Raw genomic sequence first — 24,265 nt, 5'->3', positions numbered from 1 at the left:
ATATGGTGGCTACGACGGGATTTGAACCTGTGACCCCATCATTATGAGTGATGTGCTCTAACCAGCTGAGCTACGTAGCCATCTTTTTTTCGCGCTACCTTATCGGCGTTGCGGGGCGCATTATGCGTATTGAGCCTTAAAGCGTCAACCCCTTTTTCATCGAAAATGGGCTGAAAACGACTGTTTGGTTAGGTTGCGAACAGCGTGATGTAATAATCGGCAATTATTGGTTATTTATCGTTTTTAATGATTTGCATAAGGCATAAAAAAACGGACCCCGTAGGATCCGTTTTAGATATTGATGGTTATTTAGTAAGCCGACTGGTGCACGCCGACTGCGCGTCCTGATGGATCGTTCATGGTTTTGAACGACTCATCCCACTCAATGGCTTTCGCTGAAGAACAGGCAACGGACGGGCCACCGGGTACACATTCCGCAGCGCTGGGTACCGGGAATAATTCTTCAAAGATCTCACGATACAGATACGCTTCTTTTGACGATGGCGTGTTGTATGGGAAACGGAAGCTGGCCGTTTCCAGCTGCTGATCGGAAATCTGTTCTGCCGCGACTTCTTTGAGCGTATCGATCCAGCTGTAACCTACACCGTCAGAAAACTGCTCTTTCTGGCGCCAGGCGACGCTTGCCGGCAGGTAGGATTCAAAACATTCACGCAGAACATGTTTTTCCATTTTGCCGTTACCGCACATTTTATCCTGCGGGTTAATGCGCATTGCCACGTCGAGGAACTTCTTATCCAGGAACGGTACGCGTGCTTCAACGCCCCAGGCTGACATCGCTTTGTTGGCGCGGGCGCAGTCAAACATATGCAGCGCCTGCAGCTTACGCACGGTCTCTTCATGCAATTCTTTGGCGTTTGGTGCTTTATGGAAATAGAGGTAACCGCCAAACACTTCATCAGAACCTTCGCCGGACAGTACCATCTTGATGCCCATCGCTTTGATTTTACGTGACATCAGATACATTGGCGTTGAAGCGCGAATGGTGGTCACATCGTAGGTTTCGATGTGATAAATAACATCACGAATCGCGTCTAAACCTTCCTGTACGGTAAAGTGAATCTCGTGGTGCACGGTACCCAGATGGTTAGCGACTTCCTGCGCAGCTTTCAGGTCAGGTGCGCCTTCCAGGCCCACGGCGAAGGAGTGAAGCTGCGGCCACCAGGCTTCTGATTTTTCCTGATCTTCAACGCGGCGAGCGGCATATTTTTTTGTGATAGCGGAAATAACCGATGAATCAAGGCCGCCGGACAGCAGTACACCGTAAGGAACATCTGACATCAGGTGGCTTTTTACCGATTCTTCCAGCGCCTGACGCAGTTCATTTTTATCAGTAACATTGTCTTTGACCGCGTCATAGTCGAACCAGTCACGCTGATAATACTGGCGGATTTCGCCATCTTTGCTCCACAGGTAACTGCCCGCCGGGAACTCTTTAATGGTGCGGCAGACCGGAACCAGTGCTTTCATTTCTGAAGCGACGTAGAAGTTACCGTGCTCGTCATGACCCATATACAGCGGGATGATCCCGATATGGTCGCGGCCAATCAGATATGTGTCTTGTTCGCTGTCATACAGAGCGAATGCAAACATCCCCTGCAGGTCGTCCAGGAAGTCCGGCCCTTTTTCCTGATACAGCGCCAGGATGACTTCACAGTCTGAACCGGTCTGGAATTCATAGCGATCGCCGTATTCTGCGCGCAGCGCCTGGTGGTTGTAGATTTCACCATTGACGGCCAGGGCGTGAGTTTTTTGGGCGTTGTATAGCGGCTGCGCACCAGCGTTAACGTCAACGATAGACAGACGCTCATGCGCCAGAATGGCTTTATCGCATGCGTAAACACCGGACCAGTCTGGACCGCGGTGGCGCATCAGGCGGGAAAGTTCCAGTGCCTTTTTACGCAGTTCGACCGCGTCAGTTTTAATATCCAGTACGCCAAAAATTGAACACATAGCCTTCTCCGTTACCCTGTCTTGTTTGATGTTGTGCAGGCTGCGTCTTATTGCGAAGCCTTAGTGCATGCTTAAGAAAATGCCGCAAAGGAGCGGAGCGCGCAAGGGGTTTACGGTCGAGAAAAGAAATAATGCAACTACTGTTGCTGAATAATGAAAAAAGATTATGTTTTGAGCGATTTTATTGATGAATGTTTAGTAATAATGCATTTTTATTAGAGGAAGGTGTTTTTTTGTCGCTTAGAAATGAAGAACCACGCCCGGGGACGTGGTTTTGATCAGAAAATATCAATTTCTGCGACGGAGGGGTAAATCCATGATGGTCGGAATGGCATGCTGTCGATATCGTCGAGCGTGGCGATCCCAGAAAGCACCAGAATGGTTTCCAGGCCCGCCTGAAAGCCTGCCAGAATATCCGTGCGCAAGTTATCGCCGACGATGACTGTTTGCTCAGAGTGCGCCTGCATTTTGTTTAGCGCTGAACGGATAATCCACGGGCTGGGTTTGCCGACATAGAACGGCTGACGGCCTGAGATTTTCTCGATGCCGGCGCACAGCGCACCGCAGGCTGGATAATAGCCGCGACCGTGAGTATCCGGGTTGGTGGCGATAAAACGAGCTCCGTTGGCGACAAAAAAGGCGGCCTTGTGCATCATCTCCCAGTTAAAGGAGCGGGTTTCGCCGACGATAACGAAGTCAGGGTTAACGTCGGTGATGGTAAAGCCGGCTTTATACAGTTCATGGATCAGCGCGCCTTCACCCACCACGTAGGCTTTCTTGCCTTCCTGGCGACGCAGAAAATCCGCCGTGGCCATGGCTGAGGTATAAAAAGCGGTATCCGGCACATCAATTCCCGCAGTCGCAAAGCGGTTCGCCAGATCCTGACCGGTTTGTGAAGGGTAGTTGGTCAGCATCACCAGCGGCATCTCTTTTTCGAGAATGCGCTTGATAAATTCAGCGGCGCCCGGCACAGCCACATTGTCGTGCATCAGCACGCCGTCAATATCACAAATTACGTTTTGAATGGTCATGGACAGTCCGACATCGTTGGAGAAAGGCGAAACTATAAAGCGGCTTTAACTTTCCAGCAAATGCTGGAGCAGGATCCCATTGAGCATCGCGCGCTTGACCAGAGCAAAAGCGCCGATCGCTGAGCGATGATCGAGAGTGGATCGCACCACCGGCAGATTTTTACGAAATGCCTTTAGCGCCTGATTATTGATGCAGCTTTCAATCGCTGGCAGCAGGACTTTTTCCGCTTCGACGATCTCACCGGCAATGACCACTTTTTGCGGATTAAACAGGTTAATCGCAATGGCGATGGTTTTACCCAGATGGCGACCGACATGTTCGATAACCTCACAGGCCAGCGCATCACCTTTATTCGCCGCTTTACAGATAGTTTTGATGGTGCAGTCATCTATTGAAATTTTGCTCTGATAGCCCTGTTCCAGTAAATGACGAACGCGATGCTCGATGGCGGCATTGGCAGCAATGGTTTCCAGACAGCCAAAGTTACCGCAGTGGCAGCGCTCGCCCAGCGGATCGACCTGGATATGTCCGATTTCACCAACGTTGCCATTGCGGCCGATAAAGGTACGACCATTGGAAATAATTCCCGCACCGGTCCCGCGGTGTACTCGCACTAAAATGGAGTCCTCGCAATCATGACTCGCACCAAAATAGTGCTCTGCCAGCGCGAGACTGCGGATATCGTGACCAACGAAGCAGGTTAGTTTAAAACGTGCTTCTAGCGCCTCAACTAACCCCCAGTTTTCAACCTGAATATGGGGCATATAGCGAATAACGCCACTTTCAGGGTCAACCAGGCCCGGTAGGATGACCGAGATAGCAATCAGCTCACGGATTTTACGCTGGCAGCTTTCCATAAAGGAGGCGATGATGTTCAGCAGCGCATGCTCCAGGGTTTCCTGGGTTCTTTCCGGAAGTGGGTAATGCTCTTCTTCGAGGGTTTTGCTGCTTAAATCATACAGCGTCAGGGTGGCGTCATAGCGGCCAAGGCGCACGCCAATTGCGTGGAAATTGCGGGTTTCGGCAATAATCGAGATCGCGCGACGGCCCCCGGTGGAGGCCTGCTGATCGACTTCTTTGATCAGGCCGCGTTCAATCAGTTGACGCGTAATTTTGGTTACGCTGGCAGGGGCAAGCTGGCTTTGTTCCGCAATCTGAATACGCGAGATTGGGCCGTGCTGATCAATCAACCGATAGACGGCCGCGCTGTTCAGCTGTTTTACGAGATCGACGTTACCAATTTGAGCTTGTCCGCCTGCTGTCATACTTTTACTTACTCAGTGACGACCTCGTTACCATTAACGATGGTCTTGGTGATTTTATAATCGCGGGTGAATGCGGTCAGGTTAGCGACCATCCCCGGAGCAATGCTGCCTAATTGTTTGTCCACGCCAATCGCGCGAGCAGGATAGAGAGTTGCCATACGCAACACTTCGTCCAGCGCTATGCCGCAATGTTCGACGAGGTTACGTACCCCTTCAATCATGGTCAGCGAAGAACCGCTAAGGGTGCCGTTTTCATCCACGCACAATCCATTCCGGTAGTATATTGTTTTACCAGCAAAAATGAACTGTTCAATATTGGCACCGGCCGGTGCTGTCGCGTCGGTCACGAGGCACAGTTTGTCGCCTTTCAGGCGCTTAGCGAGACGGACGTTGGCGTAATCGACATGTAGACCATCCACGATAATGCCGCAGTAAATATCCGGTTCGTCGAAAATCGCGCCCGCCAGACCCGGCTCGCGGCCAGTAATATAAGGCATCGCGTTAAACAGATGGGTGGCGAAAGTAATGCCAGAACGGAAGCCGATTTTCGCTTCTTTCAGCGTGGCGTTGGAATGGCCCGCGGAAACGATAATACCTGCAGCGACCAGCTTGCGGATCACTTCTGGCTCAACGCGCTCTGGGGCGAGCGTGAGTTTGGTAATCACATCCGCGTTTTCGCACAGAAAGTCGACCAGCGCGGCATCCGGTTTACGTACGTAGTCCGGGTTATGCGTGCCTTTCTTAACAATGTTCAGCCACGGACCTTCGAGATGCAGGCCCAGAGCCTGGTTCGGATGCTTTTGCAGATATTCGCGCATTACGCGTACGCCCTGTTTCATCAGGTCATCGCTGGCGGTAATGAGCGTGGGTAAGTAGCTGGTGCAGCCGGAGCGCTGGTTAGCCTCCTGCATAATTTCCAGCGTTTCAACGGTGACGGCATCGGGTGTGTCGTTAAACTGCACGCCGCCGCAGCCGTTCAGCTGTACGTCGATAAAACCGGGAGCAAGAATGGCGCCATCAACCGAGCGTTGTTCAATCCCGGTGGGTAAATCAGTCAGCGGACAGATACGTTCGATAAGGCCATTGGCGATAACGATCGCATGGTCATCCAGAATTTCATGACCGGTATAAATCCGGCCTTGGGTTAATGCATACATTACGACCCCCGGTTGTCAAAAATGGTTGTCCCGCGGGGGCGGCCGCGGGACGAGACTACATTACAGACCTTTGATGTTTTCAGCTTCTAATTCGTTGAAATATTTCAAGGTCTTAACTTTCAGTTCCATCGTAGACGGCTCGTCGCAGACCACAACCGCTTTCGGGTGTAGTTGCAGACAGGTAATGGTCCACATATGGTTAACGTTGCCTTCAACCGCTGCCTGCAGCGCCAGCGCTTTCTGACCCCCCAACACCAGAATCATCACTTCTTCTGCATCGAGCAGAGTACCTACGCCAACGGTTAGCGCGTATTTAGGCACCTGGTCTACGTCACCGTCAAAGAAACGGGAGTTTGCTATACGGGTATCATGAGTCAGGGTTTTAATGCGGGTACGGGAAGCCAGCGAAGAGGCCGGTTCATTAAACGCGATGTGCCCATCGTTGCCTACGCCGCCCATGAACAGGTTGATTTTGCCGTAAGAACGAATTTTTTCTTCATAACGACGGCATTCAGCATCGATATCAGGCGCATTACCATTCAGCAAGTTAATGTTTTCTGCCAGAATATCAACGTGATCAAAGAAGTTGCGGTGCATAAAGCTATGATAGCTTTCCGGATGCTCTTTCGGCAGACCAACATACTCATCCATGTTAAAAGTGACGACATGCTTAAAGCTGACCTGGCCTGCTTTGTGCATCTCAACCAGCGCTTTGTAAGCCGTCAGCGGGGTGCCGCCGGTTGGCAGACCCAGTACAAACGGACGATCCGCCGTAGGATTGAACGCATTGATGCGATTAACGATGTGGCGGGCAGCCCATTTACCGACTTGCTCAGCTGTTACCAGGGGGATCAGTCTCATTGTTCACCTCTATAGTTAAATTAGAACCTGGCGGATTGGCGCCAGCATACTATTAAGAGTATTGCAGTAACTGCGTCGGCTGGGGTCAATCCGTGTTGATTTTTTGAATAATAAAATAAGTTTTCGTTGTTAGCCAGTAAAAGGCGGGGGTTAATACGATATTTGGTGACTATTGTCACAAAAAATGCCCATTTAATTTGCGAGACGAATTAATTTTTCAGACACTTTGCAGGTAAGTTAAAAATTTAACCAAGTTACACAATAATAAAGTGGCTTTGAATGAGCCTTATCGGGGTCTCATAGGGGGAATAAGATGAATATTTTAGGTTTTTTTCAGCGACTCGGTAGGGCGTTACAACTCCCTATTGCAGTGCTGCCAGTCGCCGCGCTGCTGCTGCGATTCGGTCAGCCCGATCTGCTTAACATACCGTTCATTGCACAGGCGGGCGGGTCAATCTTTGATAACCTGGCGCTGATTTTTGCTATCGGTGTTGCCTCCAGCTGGTCTAAAGACAGCGCGGGTGCAGCAGCGCTGGCCGGTGCAGTAGGTTACTTCGTCCTGACCAAAGCGATGGTCACCATTAACCCTGCTATTAACATGGGTGTCCTGGCGGGTATTATTACTGGTCTGGTGGCGGGTGCGACTTACAACCGCTGGTCGGGCATCAAATTGCCTGACTTCCTGAGCTTCTTTGGTGGCAAACGCTTTGTACCAATCGCTACTGGCTTCTTCTGTCTGGTGCTGGCGGCTATCTTCGGTTATGTATGGCCTCCGGTGCAGAACGCCATTCATGCAGGCGGAGAATGGATCGTCGGCGCTGGCGCGCTGGGTTCTGGTATCTTCGGTTTCATCAACCGTCTGCTGATCCCAACCGGTCTGCATCAGGTTCTGAATACCATTGCCTGGTTCCAGATTGGTGAATTCACTAACGCCGCAGGTGCGGTATTCCACGGTGACATCAACCGCTTCTACGCGGGTGACGGCACGGCGGGGATGTTCATGTCCGGCTTCTTCCCGATCATGATGTTCGGCCTGCCGGGTGCTGCGCTGGCGATGTACTTCGCGGCCCCTAAAGAACGTCGTCCAATGGTCGGCGGTATGCTGCTGTCTGTCGCAATTACCGCATTCCTGACCGGTGTTACCGAGCCGCTGGAATTCCTGTTCATGTTCCTGGCGCCGTTGCTGTATCTCCTGCACGCCATCCTGACCGGTATCAGCCTGTTCGTTGCGACAGCGCTGGGCATCCATGCGGGCTTCTCCTTCTCCGCAGGTGCTATCGACTATGTTCTGATGTACAGCCTGCCAGCAGCCAGTAAAAACGTCTGGATGCTGATTGTTATGGGCGTGGTGTTCTTCGTCATTTACTTCCTGCTGTTCAGTGCGGTTATCCGTATGTTCAACCTGAAAACGCCGGGTCGTGAAGATAAAACCGATGACGTGGTGACTGAGGAAGCAAACAGCAATACCGAAGAAGGTTTGACTCAACTGGCAACCAACTACATCGCAGCGGTTGGCGGTACGGATAACCTGAAAGCGATTGATGCGTGTATTACTCGTCTGCGTCTGACCGTTGCAGACTCTGCACTGGTTAACGATGCGGCCTGTAAGCGCCTGGGCGCTTCGGGTGTGGTTAAACTGAACAAACAGACCATTCAGGTTATCGTGGGTGCGAAAGCTGAATCCGTTGGTGATGAAATGAAGAAAGTGGTTGCGCGTGGCCCGGTTGCTGCGACATCTGCCTCTTCTGCTCATAGCGCACCTGTTGCATCAGTTGCTAAACCACAGGCCGTGGCGAATGCGAAGACCGTGGAAACGCTGGTTTCGCCAATTACCGGTGACATTGTGGCTCTTGAGCAGGTTCCGGACGAAGCGTTTGCCAGCAAAGCCGTCGGCGACGGTGTGGCGGTGAAACCGACGGACAAGATTGTTGTTGCTCCGGCTGCTGGCACGGTGGTGAAGATCTTTAACACCAACCATGCATTCTGCCTGGAAACTGAAAATGGCGCGGAAATCGTTGTCCATATGGGTATTGATACCGTTGCGCTTAACGGCCAGGGCTTTAAACGCCTGGTGGAAGAGGGCGCGGAAGTGAAAGCGGGTCAGCCGATTCTGGAACTGGATCTTGAGTTCCTGAACGCTAATGCGCGCTCCATGATTAGCCCGGTGGTGTGCAGCAACAGCGACGACTACAGCGCGCTGGTTATTCAGGCAACTGGTAAGGTTGTAGCAGGTCAGACACCGCTGTACGAAATTAAAGGCAAGTAAGGCTCCTGAGTAGAGTTTATGCCTCAAGCGGCGCAGCGAAATCTGCGCCGCTTTTTTTTAGTGCAAATAACCTCAATATTTCCGTTTGATACCTTTTTTGCGTAACTAAAGGTTGTCAGCCTCTTCGGCTTATAAGATCATACGCCGTTATACGTTGTTTACGCTTTGAGGAACCCGCGATGAGTGAGGCAGAAGCCCGCCCGACTAACTTTATTCGTCAGATAATCGATGAAGATCTGGCTACTGGTAAGCACACCACTGTTCATACCCGTTTTCCACCGGAACCGAATGGTTATCTGCACATTGGCCATGCGAAGTCTATTTGTCTGAACTTTGGTATCGCCCAGGATTACCAGGGTCAATGCAACCTGCGTTTCGATGACACCAACCCGGTGAAGGAAGATATCGAGTACGTTGAGTCGATTAAAAACGACGTGCAGTGGTTAGGTTTCCACTGGTCCGGGGACGTTTGCTACTCGTCTGACTATTTCGATCAGCTGCATCAGTATGCGGTTGAGCTGATCAACAAAGGCCTTGCCTATGTTGATGAACTGTCGGCGGAAGAGATTCGCGAATATCGCGGCACGCTGAAAGCGCCGGGTAAAAACAGCCCGTATCGCGATCGCAGCGTAGAAGAGAACCTGGCGCTGTTTGAAAAAATGCGTACCGGCGGTTTTGAAGAAGGTAAAGCCTGCCTGCGTGCAAAAATTGATATGGCTTCTCCGTTTATCGTCATGCGCGATCCGGTGCTGTACCGCATTAAGTTTGCCGATCACCATCAGACCGGAAGCAAGTGGTGCATCTATCCGATGTACGACTTTACCCACTGCATCAGTGATGCGCTGGAAGGGATTACTCATTCCCTGTGCACCCTTGAGTTCCAGGATAACCGCCGTCTGTACGATTGGGTGCTGGATAACATCAGCATCCCCGTGCATCCGCGTCAGTATGAATTCTCGCGTCTTAACCTCGAATACACCGTGATGTCCAAGCGCAAGCTGAATCAGCTGGTGACCGAGAAGCACGTTGAAGGTTGGGATGACCCGCGTATGCCGACGATCTCCGGTCTGCGTCGTCGCGGTTATACCGCTGAATCCATCCGTGAGTTCTGCAAACGCATCGGCGTGACCAAACAAGACAACACCATTGAAATCGCTTCGCTGGAATCCTGCATTCGTGAGGATTTGAACGAAAACGCTCCGCGCGCGATGGCCGTTATCGACCCGGTTAAATTGGTTATCGAAAACTATCCGCAGGGCGGCAGCGAAAAGGTAACGATGCCGAATCATCCGAGCAAACCGGATATGGGTAGCCGTGAAGTGCCATTCAGCGCCGAAATTTGGATCGATCGCGCGGATTTCCGTGAAGAGGCGAACAAGCAGTACAAGCGTCTGGTGCTGGGCAAAGAAGTCCGTCTGCGTAATGCTTACGTTATCAAAGCCGAGCGCGTAGAGAAGGACGTGGAAGGTAATATCACTACTATCTTCTGTACCTACGATGCTGACACCCTGAGCAAAGATCCGGCCGATGGTCGCAAGGTTAAGGGCGTGATTCACTGGGTGAGCGCAGCACATGCGCTGCCGGTAGAGATTCGTCTGTACGATCGTCTGTTCAGCGTGCCAAATCCCGGTGCTGCTGATGATTTCCTGTCGGTCATGAACCCGGAATCGCTGATTATCAAGCAGGGTTTTGCTGAACCAAGCCTGGCGCAGGCGCAGCCTGAAAAAGCATACCAGTTCGAGCGTGAAGGTTACTTCTGCCTCGACAGCCGCTATGCAACCGCAACCAATTTGGTATTTAACCGTACTGTTGGTCTGCGCGACACCTGGGCGAAAGTCGGCGCGTAGTTATCCGCCATCAATGAGAACGCCGCAAACAGCGGCGTTTTTTTTTATTTCAGAATCAGGGGATTAAATTGTCATATTTTCGCGATGCGAATTAATCTTGTTTACAGATTGTAAAAATTACGACTGTTTATCCCTTTGGTCATCCACTATAAAAACATGTAATCGCTTTCATTACGCCTGTTTTTTCTGATATAGCAAGCACTTCCACGTCAAATGCATGACTTCTACGACTGAAACAAAAAGACATAGATTATGTGCGCTTTGTCATAATCTTCATCTTTTGTCACCGAAAGAGATTGATAATTCGCGTCACGAAAAATAGTCTATACCCAGTGGTTATGCGGATTTTACCGCTCCACTTTTTTAGCAGTTTTATTTTATTTTATTTTTTTTCGCTAGTTGCCCTTGGTAACTGCGTTTTTAAAAAGTCAAAGAGGATATGCATATGCGTACGTTTAGTGGCAAACGTAGTACGCTGGCGCTGGCTATCGCCGGTGTGACAGCACTGTCAGGTTTTGCAATGGTACCGGATGCGAAAGCAGAAGGGTTCATTGATGATTCAACGTTAACCGGCGGCATCTATTATTGGCAGCGTGAGCGTGACCGTAAAGATGTGACCGACGGTGACAAATACAAAACTAACCTTTCTCACTCCACCTGGAACGCCAACCTGGATTTCCAGTCTGGCTATGCTGCCGACATGTTCGGTATTGATGTTGCCGCCTTTACCGCCATCGAAATGGGCGAAAGCAGTGACAGCGGCCACCCGAACGAAATCGCTTTCTCCTCGCGCAATAAAACTTACGATGAAGACTATTCCGGTGATAAGAGCGGGATCAGTCTGTACAAAGCAGCCGCCAAATTTAAATTTGGCCCGGCATGGGCACGTGCAGGCTATATCCAGCCTACCGGTCAAACATTGCTGGCTCCGCACTGGAGCTTTATGCCGGGTACTTACCAGGGTGCTGAAGCCGGTGCCAACTTTGATTATGGTGATACGGGCGCGCTGAGTTTCTCCTATATGTGGACAAACGAATATAAAGCACCGTGGCACATTGAAATGGACGAGTTCTACCAGAACGATAAGAAAACCAAGGTTGATTATCTCCACTCTCTCGGCGCCAAGTATGATTTTAAAAATGACCTCGTGCTGGAAGCCGCATTTGGCCAGGCACAGGGTTACATCGACCAGTATTTCGCTAAGGCCAGCTACAAATTTGATATCGCAGGCACGCCGCTAAACACCAGCTACCAGTTCTACGGTACTCGCGATAAAGTCAGTAACGGCGGGGCGAACGATATTTATGATGGTACCGCCTGGCTGCAGGCATTGACCTTTGGCTATAAAGTTGCCGATGTTCTCGACCTGCGCCTGGAAGGAACCTGGGTTAAAGCCGATGGTCAGCAGGGCTACTTCCTGCAACGTATGACGCCGACTTACGCCTCATCTAACGGTCGTCTCGATGTCTGGTGGGATAACCGCTCTGACTTCAACGCCAACGGTGAAAAAGCGGTGTTCTTCGGGGCGATGTATGACATGAAGAACTGGAATATGCCGGGTTGGGCCTTCGGCGCGTCCTACGTTTATGCATGGGATGCAAAACCAGGAAAAATGTCTTCTCCTGATGCTTACTACAACCCTGACAAACGTCTGGAAGAGTCAGCCTACAGCCTGGATGCGATGTACACCGTACAGGAAGGACGTGCGAAGGGTACGCTGTTTAAACTGCACTTTACTCAATACGACAACCACTCCGATATCCCAAGCTGGAGCGGCGGCTACGGCAACATCTTCCAGGATGAGCGCGACGTGAAGTTCATGGTTATTGCTCCATTCACCATTTTCTGATGCCAGTGCGGCGGGCATGAGCCTGCCGCAATTTCCCGAGGTCGATTATGAAGAAGCTATTGCTTGTCGCTATTATGGCGGCAGGTCTGGTTGCCTGCACGCAGTCGCCAGCGCCGAAAGAGGATTCAAAGTTAAAAGATGCCTACAGCGCCTGTATTAATACTGCTGAAGGTAACCCAGATAAAGTCGAAGCCTGCCAGAGCGTATTAGACGTTCTGAAGCAAGAGAAGCAGCATCAGCAGTTCGCCACCCAGGAAAGCGTGCGAGTACTGGATTACCAGCAATGTATCCAGGCGCGTAAAACCGGTAACGATCAGGCTGTACAGTCGCGCTGTGACCAGATTTGGAAAGAGATTCGTAGCAACAACACGAAACCCTGATTTTTACTTTTCGTAGCCATAAAAAAAGCCAACCATCAGGTTGGCTTTTTGCTGCTTACGCAACGGGGAATTACTTTTCCACCGCGTCGTGGGCATGTTCATCTTCGCGGCAATCGCCTTCTGCACAGTGACCGTACAGGTACAGGCTGTGGTTGGTGAGGCGAATACCGTGTCGGGAGGCAATCTCACGCTGACGAGCTTCAATTGAGTCATCGCTAAATTCGATCACTTTGCCGCAATCGAGGCAAATCAGGTGATCATGATGATGCTGCTGCGTCAGTTCGAAAACGGATTTACCACCTTCGAAATTATGACGAGTGACGATGCCGGCGTCGTCGAACTGGTTCAGTACGCGGTAGACGGTGGCCAGGCCAATCTCTTCACCCATATCAATCAGGCGTTTATATAAGTCTTCCGCACTGACATGATGGTTATCCGGTTCCTGCAGGACTTCCAGGATTTTTAATCGTGGAAGTGTTACTTTCAGGCCAGCCTTCTTTAATGCGGTATTGTTGTCAGTCATGCGGAATCTGTCCTGTTGCTAAACGATCTACTTCCATCAGCGGAAGTAATACAGAGAATCACCCGATGTAATGCGTCTCATTATAGAACTGCCATGGTGAAATGAAAACTGCAAGCATCGGGCCTTGTATGCTGTCAAAAACGAGGCACTGGCTACAAAGTGCTTCACGTGACCTCGTTAAATCAGAGGACATTGTACAGATATGTGATTAAAAGTTAAAAACTTGTAGCTATAACTTTGATTGCTTTTATCTATTAATTCGGCGAAATCTGACGATAACGCCGTTTAGACTCAGGCATTCTTGATTTCTTCGAGGTGCAGCTCTTCAGAAATCTGTTTTACCCATTTTTCCACGCGTTCGTTAGTCAGTTCTGGCTGACGGTCTTCGTCGATGGCCAGACCCACGAAGTGGTCATCATCTGCCAGACCTTTAGATGCTTCGAAATGATATCCAGCAGTCGGCCAGTGACCAACGATAGTGGCGCCGCGCGGTTCGATGATGTCGCGAATGGTACCCAGCGCATCACAGAAGTATTCAGCGTAGTCTTCCTGATCACCGCAGCCAAACAGCGCGACCAGTTTGCCGTCGAAATCGACTTCTTCCAGCGTCGGGAAGAAATCATCCCAGTCACACTGTGCTTCACCGTAGTACCAGGTTGGAATGCCGAGCAGCAGAATATCGTGAGCTTGCAGATCTTCTTTGCTGCTCTTGGCAATGTCGCGAACATCAGCAACATCTTTACCAAGCTGCTTTTGAATCATTTTTGCAATATTTTCGGTGTTGCCGGTGTCGCTGCCAAAAAAGATGCCGATGATTGCCATGAGTAAAATAACCTCTTGAAACTTAATGATGTGGTAGGGACTTAAATGCCCACAGATAGGGGCAATGATAGCAGAACTAAGAAGGGCGCGGAAACAGCAATCACGCCCGACTGCACACTCTGCTACATGAAAGCTTATTTTTTGAGGGTTTTAGGCTTTATCCTGGCTGCGCAGGGCCGCCAGTTGGTTCATCAGCATCTCTTCAATCAGATCGCTGCGGTTCATGTTGCGGGCTTCGGCCAGCTCATTGAGCGCATCAACCGCATCGGCATTGAGCTTCAGCTCAACGCGCTTCAAACCGCGAACTTTATCGCGCTTGAGCTGATTGCGTTTGTTGATACGCAGCTGTTCGTCGCGTGAAAGCGGATTGGTTTTCGGTCTACCCGGCCGACGCTCGGTTGCGAACAAATCTAATGTCGTACGGTCCGTTTGTTCTTTTGCCATGATTCAGAGTGACTTCGGGGGAAACAAGCTGTCGGGCATAGCCGACGCAGATAGCCCGCCATAATACATCAGGCGAGGGGCTGCGCCAACGACCGCGGGCATTCTGCCGCGCGGTCGGGCAGATTTTAGCCAGTTACGCGGCTATGGAGGTCAAATAACGGCGTATTGCCCGTAAAACGGCCTCTGGTTTTTCTGCATGTACCCAATGTCCGGCTCCGGCAATCACATGGGCCCGCGCCTGGGGGAATTGAGCCAGCAGAGCCTCACGGTAGGCATCGGTTACGTAGGGTGAGTTACCGCCGGGGATAAACTGCGCCGGATGCGGCCAGGCGGGGATGGTTTGCCAGCCGACGATATTGTCATATTGCTCCCACAATACCGGCACGTTAAACCGCCACTGACCGTCCACAAAGGATTTCAGCAGGAACTGAATGACGCTTTCTTCATGAAGGTGTTCGCGCATAACCGTCGCTGCATGCTGGCGAGTGGCCGCGTGGGCGTCGGTCACGGCATTGATGGCGGCGAAGATTTCATCATGGCGACGAACGTGATAATCCACAGGGGCAATATCAATCGCAACCAGGCCCGCAATGCGCTCCGGGGCCAGCGCGCTCAGCGCCATGACCGCCTTGCCGCCCATTGAGTGACCAATAAAGGTCGCTTTTTCTATTTGGTATTCATTGAGAGTATCAATCAAATCCTGAGCCATCGCGGCATAGGTCATCTCTGGTGCGCGCGGGGAAAGACCGTGATTTCGCATATCGACCTGTAAAATATCGTAGTCAGCGACCAGATCGCGGGCGAGGATCCCAAGGTTATCCAGACTGCCAAAAAGACCATGGACCAGGACGATAGGGGGATTATTGTGCGGATTCTGTGCAGATTGCGCTCGGCTATTTAATTTCATGGCAAAGTTCTTTTTTTCGCTCCGTCGGGTTAGGGTATTATGTTGGACATTCTGCCATCCGGCTGCAAGACCCGGAAGATTTCCGAGTTTTACCGCCATCCTGGTTTGACGCTATCCGCGGTTGGGATTTGTCCTTATAATCCCGACAACTTGTATTCAGAAAAGATATCGTACTGGATTAAGATGAAAACAATTGAAGTTGATGATGAACTCTATAGCTATATTGCCAGCCACACCAAGCATATTGGCGAGAGTGCATCCGACATTTTACGGCGCATGTTGAAGTTTTCCGCCGTTTCCCAGCCTGCCGCACCGGTAGCGAAAGTCGTTCCGGCTCCGGCGCCAACGCCTGTCGTTGAAGTGAAACCCGCCAATCCTCTGAAGGATAAAGTTCGCGCCATGCGCGAGCTGCTGCTATCTGATGAGTACGCCGAACAAAAACGCGCGGTAAACCGTTTCATGCTGGTTCTGACTACCCTCTACTCCTTAGACAGCAAAGGCTTTGCGGAGGCGACCGAGTCTCTGCATGGGCGCACTCGCGTCTATTTCGCTGAAGATGAGCGGACGCTACAGAAAAATGGTAATCAGACAAAACCTAAGCAGGTTCCGGGCACGCCGTGGTGGGTTATTACAAATACCAATACCGGCCGCAAATGCAGCATGATTGAACATATCATGCAGTCAATGCAGTTCCCTGCTGAATTGATCGAAAAGGTTTGCGGTACGATCTAGTCATTTAACTTTTGCACCAGAAGGATCAGGCAATGGCAATCGATAAGCGCGCAGGTCAACCTGCGCAACAGAGTGATTTGATTAACGTCGCCCAACTGACCGCCCAGTACTATGTGCTGAAGCCAGAAGTGGGCAATGCGGAACATGCTGTGAAGTTTGGCACCTCTGGCCACCGCGGCAGCGCGGCGCGCCACAACTTCAACGAGCAGCATATTCTGGCGATTGCCCAGGCAATTGCTGAAGACCGCGCAAAGAACGGGATCACCGGCCCATGCTACGTCGGGAAGGACACCCACGCGCTATCCGAACCTGCTTTCATTTCCGTACTGGAAGTGCTGGCGGCGAACGGTGTTGATGTCATCGTTCAGGAAAATAACGGTTTCACCCCGACGCCGGCGATTTCTAATGCGATTCTGGTGCACAACAAGAAAGGCGGCCCACAGGCTGACGGCATCGTCATCACTCCGTCCCATAACCCGCCGGAAGACGGTGGCATTAAGTACAATCCGCCGAACGGTGGCCCGGCTGATACCAACGTGACTAAAGTTGTTGAAAATCGCGCTAACGAACTGCTGGCTGCTGGCCTGCAGGGCGTGAAGCGTATTTCTCTTGATGCGGCGCTGGCCTCAGGTCATGTGAAAGAGCAGGATTTGGTGCAGCCGTTTATCGAAGGGCTGGCGGATATCGTCGATATGGCGGCTATCCAGAAAGCGGGCCTGACGCTGGGTGTTGATCCGCTTGGTGGCTCCGGTATTGAGTACTGGAAACGCATTGCTGAGTACTACAAGCTGAACCTGACTATCGTTAACGATAATGTCGATCAGACTTTCCGCTTTATGCACCTCGATAAAGACGGTGCGATCCGTATGGACTGCTCCTCCGAGTGCGCCATGGCTGGCCTGCTGGCGCTGCGCGACAAGTTCGACCTGGCCTTCGCTAACGACCCGGATTACGACCGTCACGGTATCGTGACGCCTGCCGGGTTAATGAACCCGAACCACTACCTGGCAGTGGCGATTAACTACCTGTTCCAGCATCGTCCGCAGTGGGGCAAAGATGTTGCTGTCGGTAAGACTCTGGTCTCCTCGGCAATGATCGATCGCGTAGTGAATGATTTGGGCCGCAAGCTGGTGGAAGTACCGGTTGGTTTTAAATGGTTCGTTGATGGTCTGTTTGACGGTAGCTTCGGCTTCGGCGGCGAAGAGAGCGCGGGGGCTTCGTTCCTGCGCTTCGACGGCACGCCGTGGTCTACCGACAAAGACGGCATCATCATGTGCCTGCTGGCGGCGGAAATCACCGCCGTAACCGGGAAAAACCCGCAGCAGCACTATGATGAACTGGCAGCGCGCTTCGGTGCGCCAAGCTACAACCGTCTGCAGGCTTCTGCAACTTCAGCCCAGAAAGCAGCGCTGTCTAAGCTCTCTCCGGAAATGGTAAGCGCCAGCACGCTGGCAGGCGACCCGATCACCGCGCGCCTGACTGCGGCTCCGGGCAACGGTGCGGCAATTGGCGGCCTGAAGGTGATGACCGAGAACGGCTGGTTTGCCGCGCGTCCGTCAGGTACTGAAGACGCTTACAAAATCTACTGTGAAAGCTTCCTCGGCGCTGAGCACCGTCAGCAGATTGAGAAAGAAGCGGTGGAGATTGTCAGTGAAGTGCTGAAAAACGCGTAATTATTAGCCATGATAATCAGGCCCTTTTAGGGCCTGTTTTTTTCGCAAGGAGTGCGATGAAACTGGAACGCAAAAAAGTCTTTTGGTTTTGGGCTGGGATGGATCTTTTTTATCTCATTGAGTTTGTCGGCTGGAATCTCTATCACCGGCGCGTACCGTTCTACGACGATATCCTCGCATATCTCCAACTTCTGCATACCTACGGCTCCGCCGCCGCGTGGCTGTTTCCGCTTAATTTCTTGTTGATAACCAGCATTCCCGTGTCGATGGTTCTTTTCTTGCGTCAGAGCCGTTATGCCCTGTGGCTGACGTGGGCGCAAACGCCATTGCGGCTGGTCTTTATGCTGCCGTCGCTTTCGCTAGTGTTATGGATGCTGCGTGAAATGGGGTTCAAGGGGATAGCGTTCTTTATCGGGCTCTTACTGCTCTCGGAAGCGGCGAAAGTGGTGACACTATGGCGCTGCCGTAAGGTTTGACCACGAGGTTATTTGACCTGTTATTACGACAATACAGATGATGTGCATCCTGCGGTGACTGAATCGGGCACAAACGGGTATTATTTTTTTGACCGGGTTTGCCCATTCTATAGATTGACGTTGAGTGCCGGGGCATCAATGAAGTTATATTTTGCCACCTTTGTCACAAAATCCCACCTTAAAAAATGCAACTTACTTTAAATGTATGACTAACTTCAAATTAAAAAAAGCTGAACGCTTGTTTTGATTTTGTATGATTTGAATCACTTAATGATATGGATGATTTTGTTACATTTATGTCATTAAATCCTGGATGCTTTCTTGAGAACTTATATGTTACAAGTTAAACGTCACTCATTAATTCTGGAATTTGTCGTTGAAAATGGTTGCGCTAGAGTCAATGAATTGTCGCGAATATTTGGCGTGTCTCCGGAAACTATTCGTCGAGATTTAACGGTGCTCGCCAAAAATAAAAAATTAGTCCGTAGCTTTGGCGGCGCGATGATTTCAGAAAATAACGCATCTTTTTTAGATGTGGATAATCCCACAAATAATGGGAATTTTGTCGATAAAGCTGAAGCATTTATTAAGCGAACAAAAGAGCAACCAGAGCGAAAAATGCGCATTGCCAAAAGCGCATTACAGTACATTCATGAGCATGAATGCATTATTATGGATAATAGTAGTTCATGCTGGTTTTTAGCACGGCAGTTGCCCGATATCGAACTGACGGTAATTACCAATTCATTAAACATTATTCAGACATTAGCCTGCCGAAAGAAAATAAGAATTGTCAGCGTGGGTGGTGAGTATTCTGAAAGACACGGCGATTTTCATGGGCCGGTAGCTGAATTTATTATTAATAACTTTAAGGTCAATAAACTGTTCTTTTCTTGTCAGGGCCTTGATTCTGGCCTGGAAATCAAAGATAGCAATGAAGTCAACGTGCGTCTGAAACAAGAAATGCTGAAAGTGGCCGACCAAAAAATTCTGATGGTCGATAGCAGTAAGTTTGAGCGCTATTCATTATATAAAATCTGCGACCTCGCAGATATTGATATTCTTATTACTAATAAGCTACCAAAGGATATCTATCGTCAGGAATGCCTTGAAATCGTAGAGACCAGTTAAACTCTCTACGTAATAATACATTTGCATCATCATCTCACGACTCTTGTGCCAGGTGGAGGATAATTGCGTCAGCAATACTATCCATCTTCATTACTTATCCGAAAATGAGGTTTACGATGGAACAATTACCTGAAGATATGAAAGCTGTTGTGTGCCATGGTCCCCAGGATTATCGCTTCGAAAAGATTACGCGCCCGGTAGCACAAGAAAAAGAAGTGGTTATTAAAGTTGATGGCTGTGGAATATGTGCTGGTGATTGCAAAGCCCAGGACGGCGCACCGATGTTTTGGGGTGAAAACCCGTGGGTGAAAACGCCAGTGGTGCCAGGACATGAATTCTATGGCCGGGTTGCTGAATTAGGCCCCGGCTCGGCAGAAAAATATAAATTAAAAATTGGCGATCGTATTCTGGCGGAGCAGATAGTACCTTGTCATGAATGTCGTTTCTGTAAAACCGGGAAATACTGGATGTGTGAAACCCATGATATTTATGGTTTTCAAAAGGATGTTGCCGATGGCGGTATGGCTGAATATATGCGCTTCTCCGAAAGAGCGATTATTCACAAAATTCCCGAGTCATTAAGCGAAGAAGATGCAGCGCTTATCGAACCGATGGCCTGTGCTATCCATACGGTACGCCGTGGGGATATCGATCTGGATGATGTTGTTGTTATCGCTGGTGCCGGCCCGCTGGGTCTGTGCATGGTGCAGGTCGCGCATCTTAAGACGCCGAAAAAGCTGGTAGTGATCGACACCATGGAAGACCGTCTGGCGCTGGCGAAAGAGTTTGGGGCGGATGTGGTTATCAATGCGGGCAAAGAAGACGCCATTGCCATTGTTAAAGCCATGACTGAAGGCTACGGTTGCGACGTCTACATTGAAGCTACCGGCGCGCCGATTGGTGTTACCCAGGGACTGGAGATGATTCGTAAGCTAGGTCGTTTTGTCGAGTTCAGCGTGTTTGGTAAAGAAACCACCGCCGACTGGTCGATCATTGGCGACCGCAAAGAGCTGGATATTCGCGGTGCGCATCTTGGCCCGTACAGCTATGAAATCGCCATCGATCTCTTTGAGCGCGGCCTGCTGACTGCAAAAGGCGTCGTCACTCATTTCTATTCCATCGATGAGTGGAAAGCGGCATTTGAAATGGCAAAATCGCTCGATTCTATCAAGGTCGTTATTAAGCCATAAAAACGTAATTCTTAAATGACGCCATTTATTTTAATTATCATCCGCTTTGAAATGGATGGCGGCTAAATAAATACTGGATTTGTATCATGGTGATAACTGGGGTAAATATCGGTGGCCAGGTGAAGTCTACCGGTCATTAATTTATTGCTCAGGCTATCAGGCAACATTCGTACCATGAAAACGCTAAAGGATAATCTTGATCCTTTAGCGCATAACTCAAAAAGGAGATATTGAATGCCTGTAAAATTGAATACGAAAGCATTACTCTCAGGACTTCTGGCGATGAGTATGGTCGCCTGCGTTAATGCTAAGCCGCTAACTATCGGCATGTCGTTCCAGGAATTGAATAACGAATATTTTGTCACCATGAAAGAGTCGCTTGAACAGTCGGCAAAAGATATTAATGCCACTGTATATACTGCGGATGCTGCGCATGATGTCTCCAAGCAGATTAGCGACGTTGAGGATATGCTGCAGAAGAAAATTGATATTCTGCTGATCAACCCGGCTGACAGTGTAGGCGCGGAAACGGCGGTTCTGGCGGCGAAAAAAGCAGGTGTGGTGGTGGTAGCGATTGATGCTCAGGCAAACGGGCCTATTGACTCATTTGTCGGTTCCAAAAACTATGACGCGGGCTTTATTGCCGGTGAGCATTTAGCCAAAGCACTGGGTGATAAAGGCAATGTAGCGATTCTCGATGGTATTCCCGTGGTGCCTATTCTGGAACGCGTTCGTGGTTTTGAAGATGCGATGAAGAAGCATCCTAATATTAAAGTCATTACCAAACTGAACGGCAAGCAAGAACGCGATACCTCCATGAGCGTGACGGAAAATATGTTGCAATCCAATCCAACGCTCAACGGTATTTTCAGCGTTAATGACGTTGGCTCTCTTGGTGCGCTGGCGGCTATTCAGTCTTCCGGTCGTGATGTGAAATTAGTTAGCGTTGACGGTTCGCCGGAAGCGGTAGCTGAAATTGCCAAAGGCACTACGCCATTTATTGCGACCGCCGCGCAGTTCCCGCGCGACCAGTTACGTATTGGTTTAGGTATTGCTCTGGCTAAACACTGGGGCGCGAATATTCCGAAAGAGATCCCTGTTGATGTGAAGCTTATTGATAAAACAAACGCCAAAGATTTCCATTGGTAAGAGCGTTATTACTCCATAACGGCTCGCGATTGAGTTCGTGGGCCGTCGTGGATTCTTATTAAAGTATGGCACGATATATTATCGTGCCGTCATGGAGCGATGTTCATGCCCAGCTTACTGGAAGTCAAAAATGTCAGTAAAAGCTTCCCCGGAGTCAAGGCGCTCGATAATGTCAATATTACCCTTGGGCGAGGGGAGGTGCATGCTTTACTTGGTGAAAATGGTGCGGGTAAATCCACGTTGATGAAAATCCTCTGTGGGATATATCAACCGGATACCGGCAACATTTTTATTGATGGCAAGCAGCAGCATTTTCATAATTATCGCGATGCCATTCAGTGCGGTGTTGGGATTATTTTTCAGGAATTTTCTCTTATTCCCTATCTTAATGCCTATGAGAATATTTTTCTCAATCGCGAAAAAGTGAATCCATTTGGTTTATTAGACCGTAAAACCATGCGCCGCGAGGCACTCAGGATCTTTAAAGAGCTCGGCGTGACGCTGGATCCCGATGAGCAAATTTGCCATCTCAGCGTGGCTGAGCAGCAGTTCGTGGAAATTGCCAAAGCGCTCTCGCTGGATGCCCGTATTCTGATCCTCGATGAACCGACTGCCACCTTAACCCCAAGCGAAGCCGAACACCTTTTTCGCGTGATGCGCGATTTAAAAGCGAAAGGCGTGGGCATGTTCTTCATCTCTCACCATCTTGAGGAAATCTACGAGATTTGCGACAGCCTGAGCATCTTGCGTGATGGGAAATACATCGGTTCAGCGAAGGTTGATGATATCGATCTCGCGGAGATGATCCAGATGATGGTTGGCCGCGAGGTGGAGAATATCTATCCGGAGCGACGGACGCTGGAGAATCATGATCTTCTGCTGGATGCGGAAATTCAGCTTACCGAAAGCAGCAAAGTGAACCGATTAACGCTGCGCAAAGGCGAAATCTTAGGCCTCGCAGGGCTGGTGGGGTCAGGGCGTTCAGAAGCGATTCTGGCGCTGACCGGCGCGGACAAATGCTTTAAAAAACATGTCCGTCTGGCGGGGAAAGAGGTCTCGATAAAGTCCACCGATCAGGCTCTGCGGCTGGGCATTGGCCTATTGCCTGAAAGCCGTAAAACTCAGGGGCTGGTGCTAGGTTTTTCAGTAAAAGATAATATCTGGCTCAACAAGCATAGTTGCCACTATTCGCTTATTCGCGATGGCGAAGAGCGTAAAACGGCTGAGCATTTAATTCGTCACGTTGGGGTAAAAACGCCGGATGCCTTTACCGCGGTCGGAACATTAAGCGGTGGTAATCAGCAGAAAGTCGTTATTTCCCGCTGGTTAAATCATGATGTCAATATTTTGATTTTTGATGAGCCAACTCGCGGTATTGATGTAGGGGCTAAATCTGAAATCTATCAAATTATGCGCAATCTTACCGAGCAAGGTATTTCGATAATTATGATTTCATCGGAGTTACCGGAAGTGATTGGCGTTAGCGACCGCGTCATGGTTTTCCGCGATGGCGATATCGTTGCCGAACTTGAAAATGAAAATATCAATTCCACGGTCATTATGCTGCATGCCGCCGGTAATATTATTTAGGGAGTCTTAAATGAGTAATGAAAATGCATCATTAGCGCCAGTTGCATCTCCTGATAAAAATAAAAAAATCCTCCATGGATTATTAAAGATGCCCGCGTTCCTGCCGTTTGTCGGTCTGGTATTACTGTTTTCCTGTATGGCAATTTTTAATGATTACTTTTTAACAGTAGATAACCTCTCGACCGTCGCCCGCCAGGTTTCAATTAATGCCATTATCGCCATCGGAATGACGTTTGCAATTCTGACCGGTGGTATCGACCTCTCAGTCGGCGCGGTGATGGCGCTGGCCGGTACGCTGATGGCGGGGTTAATGAAGTATTATGGCTTAGACCCATGGTTAGCCATCCTTATCGGCTTGTGTTCCGGCGTGGCTTTTGGCGCGATTAACGGCTTTTTAACCGCTTATGGCAAGATGCCGCCCATTATCGTCACTCTCGGGGCGATGATTATTGCCAAGGGCCTGGCGCTGATTTATACCGGTGGCTATCCCATCTCTGGATTACCTGATTCATTTGCCTTTTGGGGCCGTGAATATCTGTTCGGTATTCAGGTGCCGATTATTCTGATGGTGGTTTTATATATCATCTTTTATATCGTCCTGAACCATATGCCGTTCGGTCGCTATGTCTACTCCCTGGGGGGTAATGAAGAGGCGGCACGCCTGAGCGGTCTGCGGGTTAAATATTATAAGTCGCTGGTCTACGTTATTAGTGGTTTTACCGCCAGTTTCGCCGGGCTTATTTTTACCTCGCGCGTCATGAGCGGTCAGCCTAATGCCGGCGTTGGTTTTGAACTGGATGCTATTGCCGCAGTTGTGCTCGGCGGCGCGTCTATTGCCGGTGGGCGAGGAATGATTATTGGTACGTTAATTGGCGCGATGATGCTCGGGGTACTGAATAATGGCTTAAATCTTCTGGGGATCTCGCCTTATGTCCAGTATGTAGTGAAAGGGCTCATTATTTGGGGTGCCACTTTTATTAGCTCTGCCAGACGCTAAATC

General features: G+C 50.0%; 21 protein-coding genes and 1 tRNA gene. 12 read left to right on the top strand and 10 right to left on the bottom strand.

Features of this window, described 5'->3' with window-relative positions; translation table 11 throughout:
- Positions 1-3: 3 nt before the first annotated feature.
- The 6 genes from AC07P6_RS21670 to nagB form a co-directional block, all read right to left on the bottom strand.
- A tRNA-Met gene (locus AC07P6_RS21670) sits at positions 4-80 on the bottom strand.
- Positions 81-309: 229 nt separating this feature from the next.
- A complete protein-coding gene (asnB, locus tag AC07P6_RS21665; RefSeq protein ID WP_478314601.1) occupies positions 310-1,971 on the bottom strand; it encodes an asparagine synthase B in 1,662 nt (553 codons plus the stop codon).
- 278 nt (positions 1,972-2,249) lie between these two features.
- A complete protein-coding gene (locus AC07P6_RS21660; protein ID WP_110273356.1) occupies positions 2,250-3,002 on the bottom strand; it encodes an HAD-IIA family hydrolase in 753 nt (250 codons plus the stop codon).
- Positions 3,003-3,047: 45 nt separating this feature from the next.
- The gene (nagC, locus tag AC07P6_RS21655; RefSeq protein WP_110273357.1) at positions 3,048-4,268 is read right to left on the bottom strand and encodes a DNA-binding transcriptional regulator NagC; all 1,221 of its coding nucleotides are present in this window, start codon (positions 4,266-4,268) and stop codon (positions 3,048-3,050) included.
- Between the two features lie 8 nt (positions 4,269-4,276).
- The gene (nagA, locus tag AC07P6_RS21650) at positions 4,277-5,425 is read right to left on the bottom strand and encodes an N-acetylglucosamine-6-phosphate deacetylase (RefSeq protein WP_182237200.1); all 1,149 of its coding nucleotides are present in this window, start codon (positions 5,423-5,425) and stop codon (positions 4,277-4,279) included.
- A 60-nt stretch (positions 5,426-5,485) separates the two neighbouring features.
- Positions 5,486-6,286: a glucosamine-6-phosphate deaminase gene (nagB, locus tag AC07P6_RS21645; protein WP_110273359.1), complete on the bottom strand. Its 801-nt coding sequence runs from the start codon at positions 6,284-6,286 to the stop codon at positions 5,486-5,488.
- A gap of 313 nt (positions 6,287-6,599) precedes the next feature.
- Here nagB and nagE point away from each other — a divergent pair, with 313 nt between their 5' ends.
- The 4 genes from nagE to AC07P6_RS21625 all read left to right on the top strand — a co-directional run bounded on the left by nagE (position 6,600) and on the right by AC07P6_RS21625 (position 12,628).
- A complete protein-coding gene (gene nagE, locus AC07P6_RS21640; protein ID WP_182237202.1) occupies positions 6,600-8,552 on the top strand; it encodes a PTS N-acetyl glucosamine transporter subunit IIABC in 1,953 nt (650 codons plus the stop codon).
- Positions 8,553-8,731: 179 nt separating this feature from the next.
- Positions 8,732-10,399, top strand: coding sequence for a glutamine--tRNA ligase (glnS, locus tag AC07P6_RS21635; RefSeq protein ID WP_434659765.1), 1,668 nt, complete (start codon positions 8,732-8,734; stop codon positions 10,397-10,399).
- Between the two features lie 445 nt (positions 10,400-10,844).
- Complete coding sequence (gene chiP / locus AC07P6_RS21630) at positions 10,845-12,248, top strand: chitoporin ChiP (RefSeq protein ID WP_304257032.1); 1,404 nt, start codon at positions 10,845-10,847, stop codon at positions 12,246-12,248.
- A gap of 47 nt (positions 12,249-12,295) precedes the next feature.
- Entirely contained in the window at positions 12,296-12,628 is a 333-nt protein-coding gene (locus AC07P6_RS21625; protein ID WP_181483034.1) for a ChiQ/YbfN family lipoprotein, read from the top strand.
- A 70-nt stretch (positions 12,629-12,698) separates the two neighbouring features.
- Here the strand turns inward: AC07P6_RS21625 and fur are convergent, their stop codons facing one another.
- The 4 genes from fur to ybfF form a co-directional block, all read right to left on the bottom strand.
- Positions 12,699-13,151, bottom strand: a complete 453-nt coding sequence (fur, locus tag AC07P6_RS21620; protein ID WP_004885952.1) for a ferric iron uptake transcriptional regulator — start codon at positions 13,149-13,151, stop codon at positions 12,699-12,701.
- Positions 13,152-13,442: 291 nt separating this feature from the next.
- Positions 13,443-13,973 carry a flavodoxin FldA gene (gene fldA / locus AC07P6_RS21615; protein ID WP_434659762.1) on the bottom strand — a complete coding sequence of 177 codons (531 nt, stop codon included), beginning with the start codon at positions 13,971-13,973 and terminating at the stop codon, positions 13,443-13,445.
- A gap of 150 nt (positions 13,974-14,123) precedes the next feature.
- A complete protein-coding gene (gene ybfE, locus AC07P6_RS21610; protein ID WP_110273365.1) occupies positions 14,124-14,417 on the bottom strand; it encodes a LexA regulated protein in 294 nt (97 codons plus the stop codon).
- Between the two features lie 133 nt (positions 14,418-14,550).
- Positions 14,551-15,324, bottom strand: coding sequence for an esterase (ybfF, locus tag AC07P6_RS21605; protein ID WP_478314596.1), 774 nt, complete (start codon positions 15,322-15,324; stop codon positions 14,551-14,553).
- Between the two features lie 183 nt (positions 15,325-15,507).
- On the opposite strand from ybfF, the gene seqA reads away from it, so the two are divergent.
- From seqA to AC07P6_RS21565, 8 genes are all read left to right on the top strand, one after another.
- Entirely contained in the window at positions 15,508-16,056 is a 549-nt protein-coding gene (gene seqA / locus AC07P6_RS21600; protein WP_181483032.1) for a replication initiation negative regulator SeqA, read from the top strand.
- A gap of 32 nt (positions 16,057-16,088) precedes the next feature.
- Positions 16,089-17,729, top strand: coding sequence for a phosphoglucomutase (alpha-D-glucose-1,6-bisphosphate-dependent) (gene pgm / locus AC07P6_RS21595; RefSeq protein ID WP_304257036.1), 1,641 nt, complete (start codon positions 16,089-16,091; stop codon positions 17,727-17,729).
- A 56-nt stretch (positions 17,730-17,785) separates the two neighbouring features.
- Positions 17,786-18,205 (top strand): arginine:ornithine antiporter, encoded by a 420-nt coding sequence (locus AC07P6_RS21590; RefSeq protein WP_478314594.1) that lies wholly within the window; start codon positions 17,786-17,788, stop codon positions 18,203-18,205.
- 333 nt (positions 18,206-18,538) lie between these two features.
- Positions 18,539-19,336, top strand: coding sequence for a DeoR/GlpR family DNA-binding transcription regulator (locus tag AC07P6_RS21585; protein ID WP_478314592.1), 798 nt, complete (start codon positions 18,539-18,541; stop codon positions 19,334-19,336).
- 116 nt (positions 19,337-19,452) lie between these two features.
- Complete coding sequence (locus AC07P6_RS21580; protein WP_434659757.1) at positions 19,453-20,526, top strand: zinc-binding dehydrogenase; 1,074 nt, start codon at positions 19,453-19,455, stop codon at positions 20,524-20,526.
- A gap of 282 nt (positions 20,527-20,808) precedes the next feature.
- Complete coding sequence (locus AC07P6_RS21575; RefSeq protein WP_228727529.1) at positions 20,809-21,675, top strand: ABC transporter substrate-binding protein; 867 nt, start codon at positions 20,809-20,811, stop codon at positions 21,673-21,675.
- A 105-nt stretch (positions 21,676-21,780) separates the two neighbouring features.
- Positions 21,781-23,265 (top strand): sugar ABC transporter ATP-binding protein, encoded by a 1,485-nt coding sequence (locus AC07P6_RS21570; RefSeq protein ID WP_478314590.1) that lies wholly within the window; start codon positions 21,781-21,783, stop codon positions 23,263-23,265.
- Between the two features lie 10 nt (positions 23,266-23,275).
- Positions 23,276-24,262: an ABC transporter permease gene (locus tag AC07P6_RS21565; RefSeq protein ID WP_478314588.1), complete on the top strand. Its 987-nt coding sequence runs from the start codon at positions 23,276-23,278 to the stop codon at positions 24,260-24,262.
- The last annotated feature ends 3 nt before the right edge of the window (positions 24,263-24,265 follow it).

It is taken from the genome of Klebsiella sp. GFKo11 (assembly GCF_056490265.1).
The sequence above is the reverse complement of the archived record's forward strand: the minus strand, read 5'-3'. Positions and strand labels throughout refer to the sequence as shown.

What these genes read in the sequence shown, in the direction of transcription:
- asnB (WP_478314601.1), bottom strand. Translation starts at nt 1,971, where the DNA reads ATGTGTTCAATTTTTGGCGTACTGGATATTAAAACTGACGCGGTCGAA.
- AC07P6_RS21660 (WP_110273356.1), bottom strand. Translation starts at nt 3,002, where the DNA reads ATGACCATTCAAAACGTAATTTGTGATATTGACGGCGTGCTGATGCAC.
- nagC (WP_110273357.1), bottom strand. Translation starts at nt 4,268, where the DNA reads ATGACAGCAGGCGGACAAGCTCAAATTGGTAACGTCGATCTCGTAAAA.
- nagA (WP_182237200.1), bottom strand. Translation starts at nt 5,425, where the DNA reads ATGTATGCATTAACCCAAGGCCGGATTTATACCGGTCATGAAATTCTG.
- nagB (WP_110273359.1), bottom strand. Translation starts at nt 6,286, where the DNA reads ATGAGACTGATCCCCCTGGTAACAGCTGAGCAAGTCGGTAAATGGGCT.
- nagE (WP_182237202.1), top strand. Translation starts at nt 6,600, where the DNA reads ATGAATATTTTAGGTTTTTTTCAGCGACTCGGTAGGGCGTTACAACTC.
- glnS (WP_434659765.1), top strand. Translation starts at nt 8,732, where the DNA reads ATGAGTGAGGCAGAAGCCCGCCCGACTAACTTTATTCGTCAGATAATC.
- chiP (WP_304257032.1), top strand. Translation starts at nt 10,845, where the DNA reads ATGCGTACGTTTAGTGGCAAACGTAGTACGCTGGCGCTGGCTATCGCC.
- AC07P6_RS21625 (WP_181483034.1), top strand. Translation starts at nt 12,296, where the DNA reads ATGAAGAAGCTATTGCTTGTCGCTATTATGGCGGCAGGTCTGGTTGCC.
- fur (WP_004885952.1), bottom strand. Translation starts at nt 13,151, where the DNA reads ATGACTGACAACAATACCGCATTAAAGAAGGCTGGCCTGAAAGTAACA.
- fldA (WP_434659762.1), bottom strand. Translation starts at nt 13,973, where the DNA reads ATGGCAATCATCGGCATCTTTTTTGGCAGCGACACCGGCAACACCGAA.
- ybfE (WP_110273365.1), bottom strand. Translation starts at nt 14,417, where the DNA reads ATGGCAAAAGAACAAACGGACCGTACGACATTAGATTTGTTCGCAACC.
- ybfF (WP_478314596.1), bottom strand. Translation starts at nt 15,324, where the DNA reads ATGAAATTAAATAGCCGAGCGCAATCTGCACAGAATCCGCACAATAAT.
- seqA (WP_181483032.1), top strand. Translation starts at nt 15,508, where the DNA reads ATGAAAACAATTGAAGTTGATGATGAACTCTATAGCTATATTGCCAGC.
- pgm (WP_304257036.1), top strand. Translation starts at nt 16,089, where the DNA reads ATGGCAATCGATAAGCGCGCAGGTCAACCTGCGCAACAGAGTGATTTG.
- AC07P6_RS21590 (WP_478314594.1), top strand. Translation starts at nt 17,786, where the DNA reads ATGAAACTGGAACGCAAAAAAGTCTTTTGGTTTTGGGCTGGGATGGAT.
- AC07P6_RS21585 (WP_478314592.1), top strand. Translation starts at nt 18,539, where the DNA reads ATGTTACAAGTTAAACGTCACTCATTAATTCTGGAATTTGTCGTTGAA.
- AC07P6_RS21580 (WP_434659757.1), top strand. Translation starts at nt 19,453, where the DNA reads ATGGAACAATTACCTGAAGATATGAAAGCTGTTGTGTGCCATGGTCCC.
- AC07P6_RS21575 (WP_228727529.1), top strand. Translation starts at nt 20,809, where the DNA reads ATGAGTATGGTCGCCTGCGTTAATGCTAAGCCGCTAACTATCGGCATG.
- AC07P6_RS21570 (WP_478314590.1), top strand. Translation starts at nt 21,781, where the DNA reads ATGCCCAGCTTACTGGAAGTCAAAAATGTCAGTAAAAGCTTCCCCGGA.
- AC07P6_RS21565 (WP_478314588.1), top strand. Translation starts at nt 23,276, where the DNA reads ATGAGTAATGAAAATGCATCATTAGCGCCAGTTGCATCTCCTGATAAA.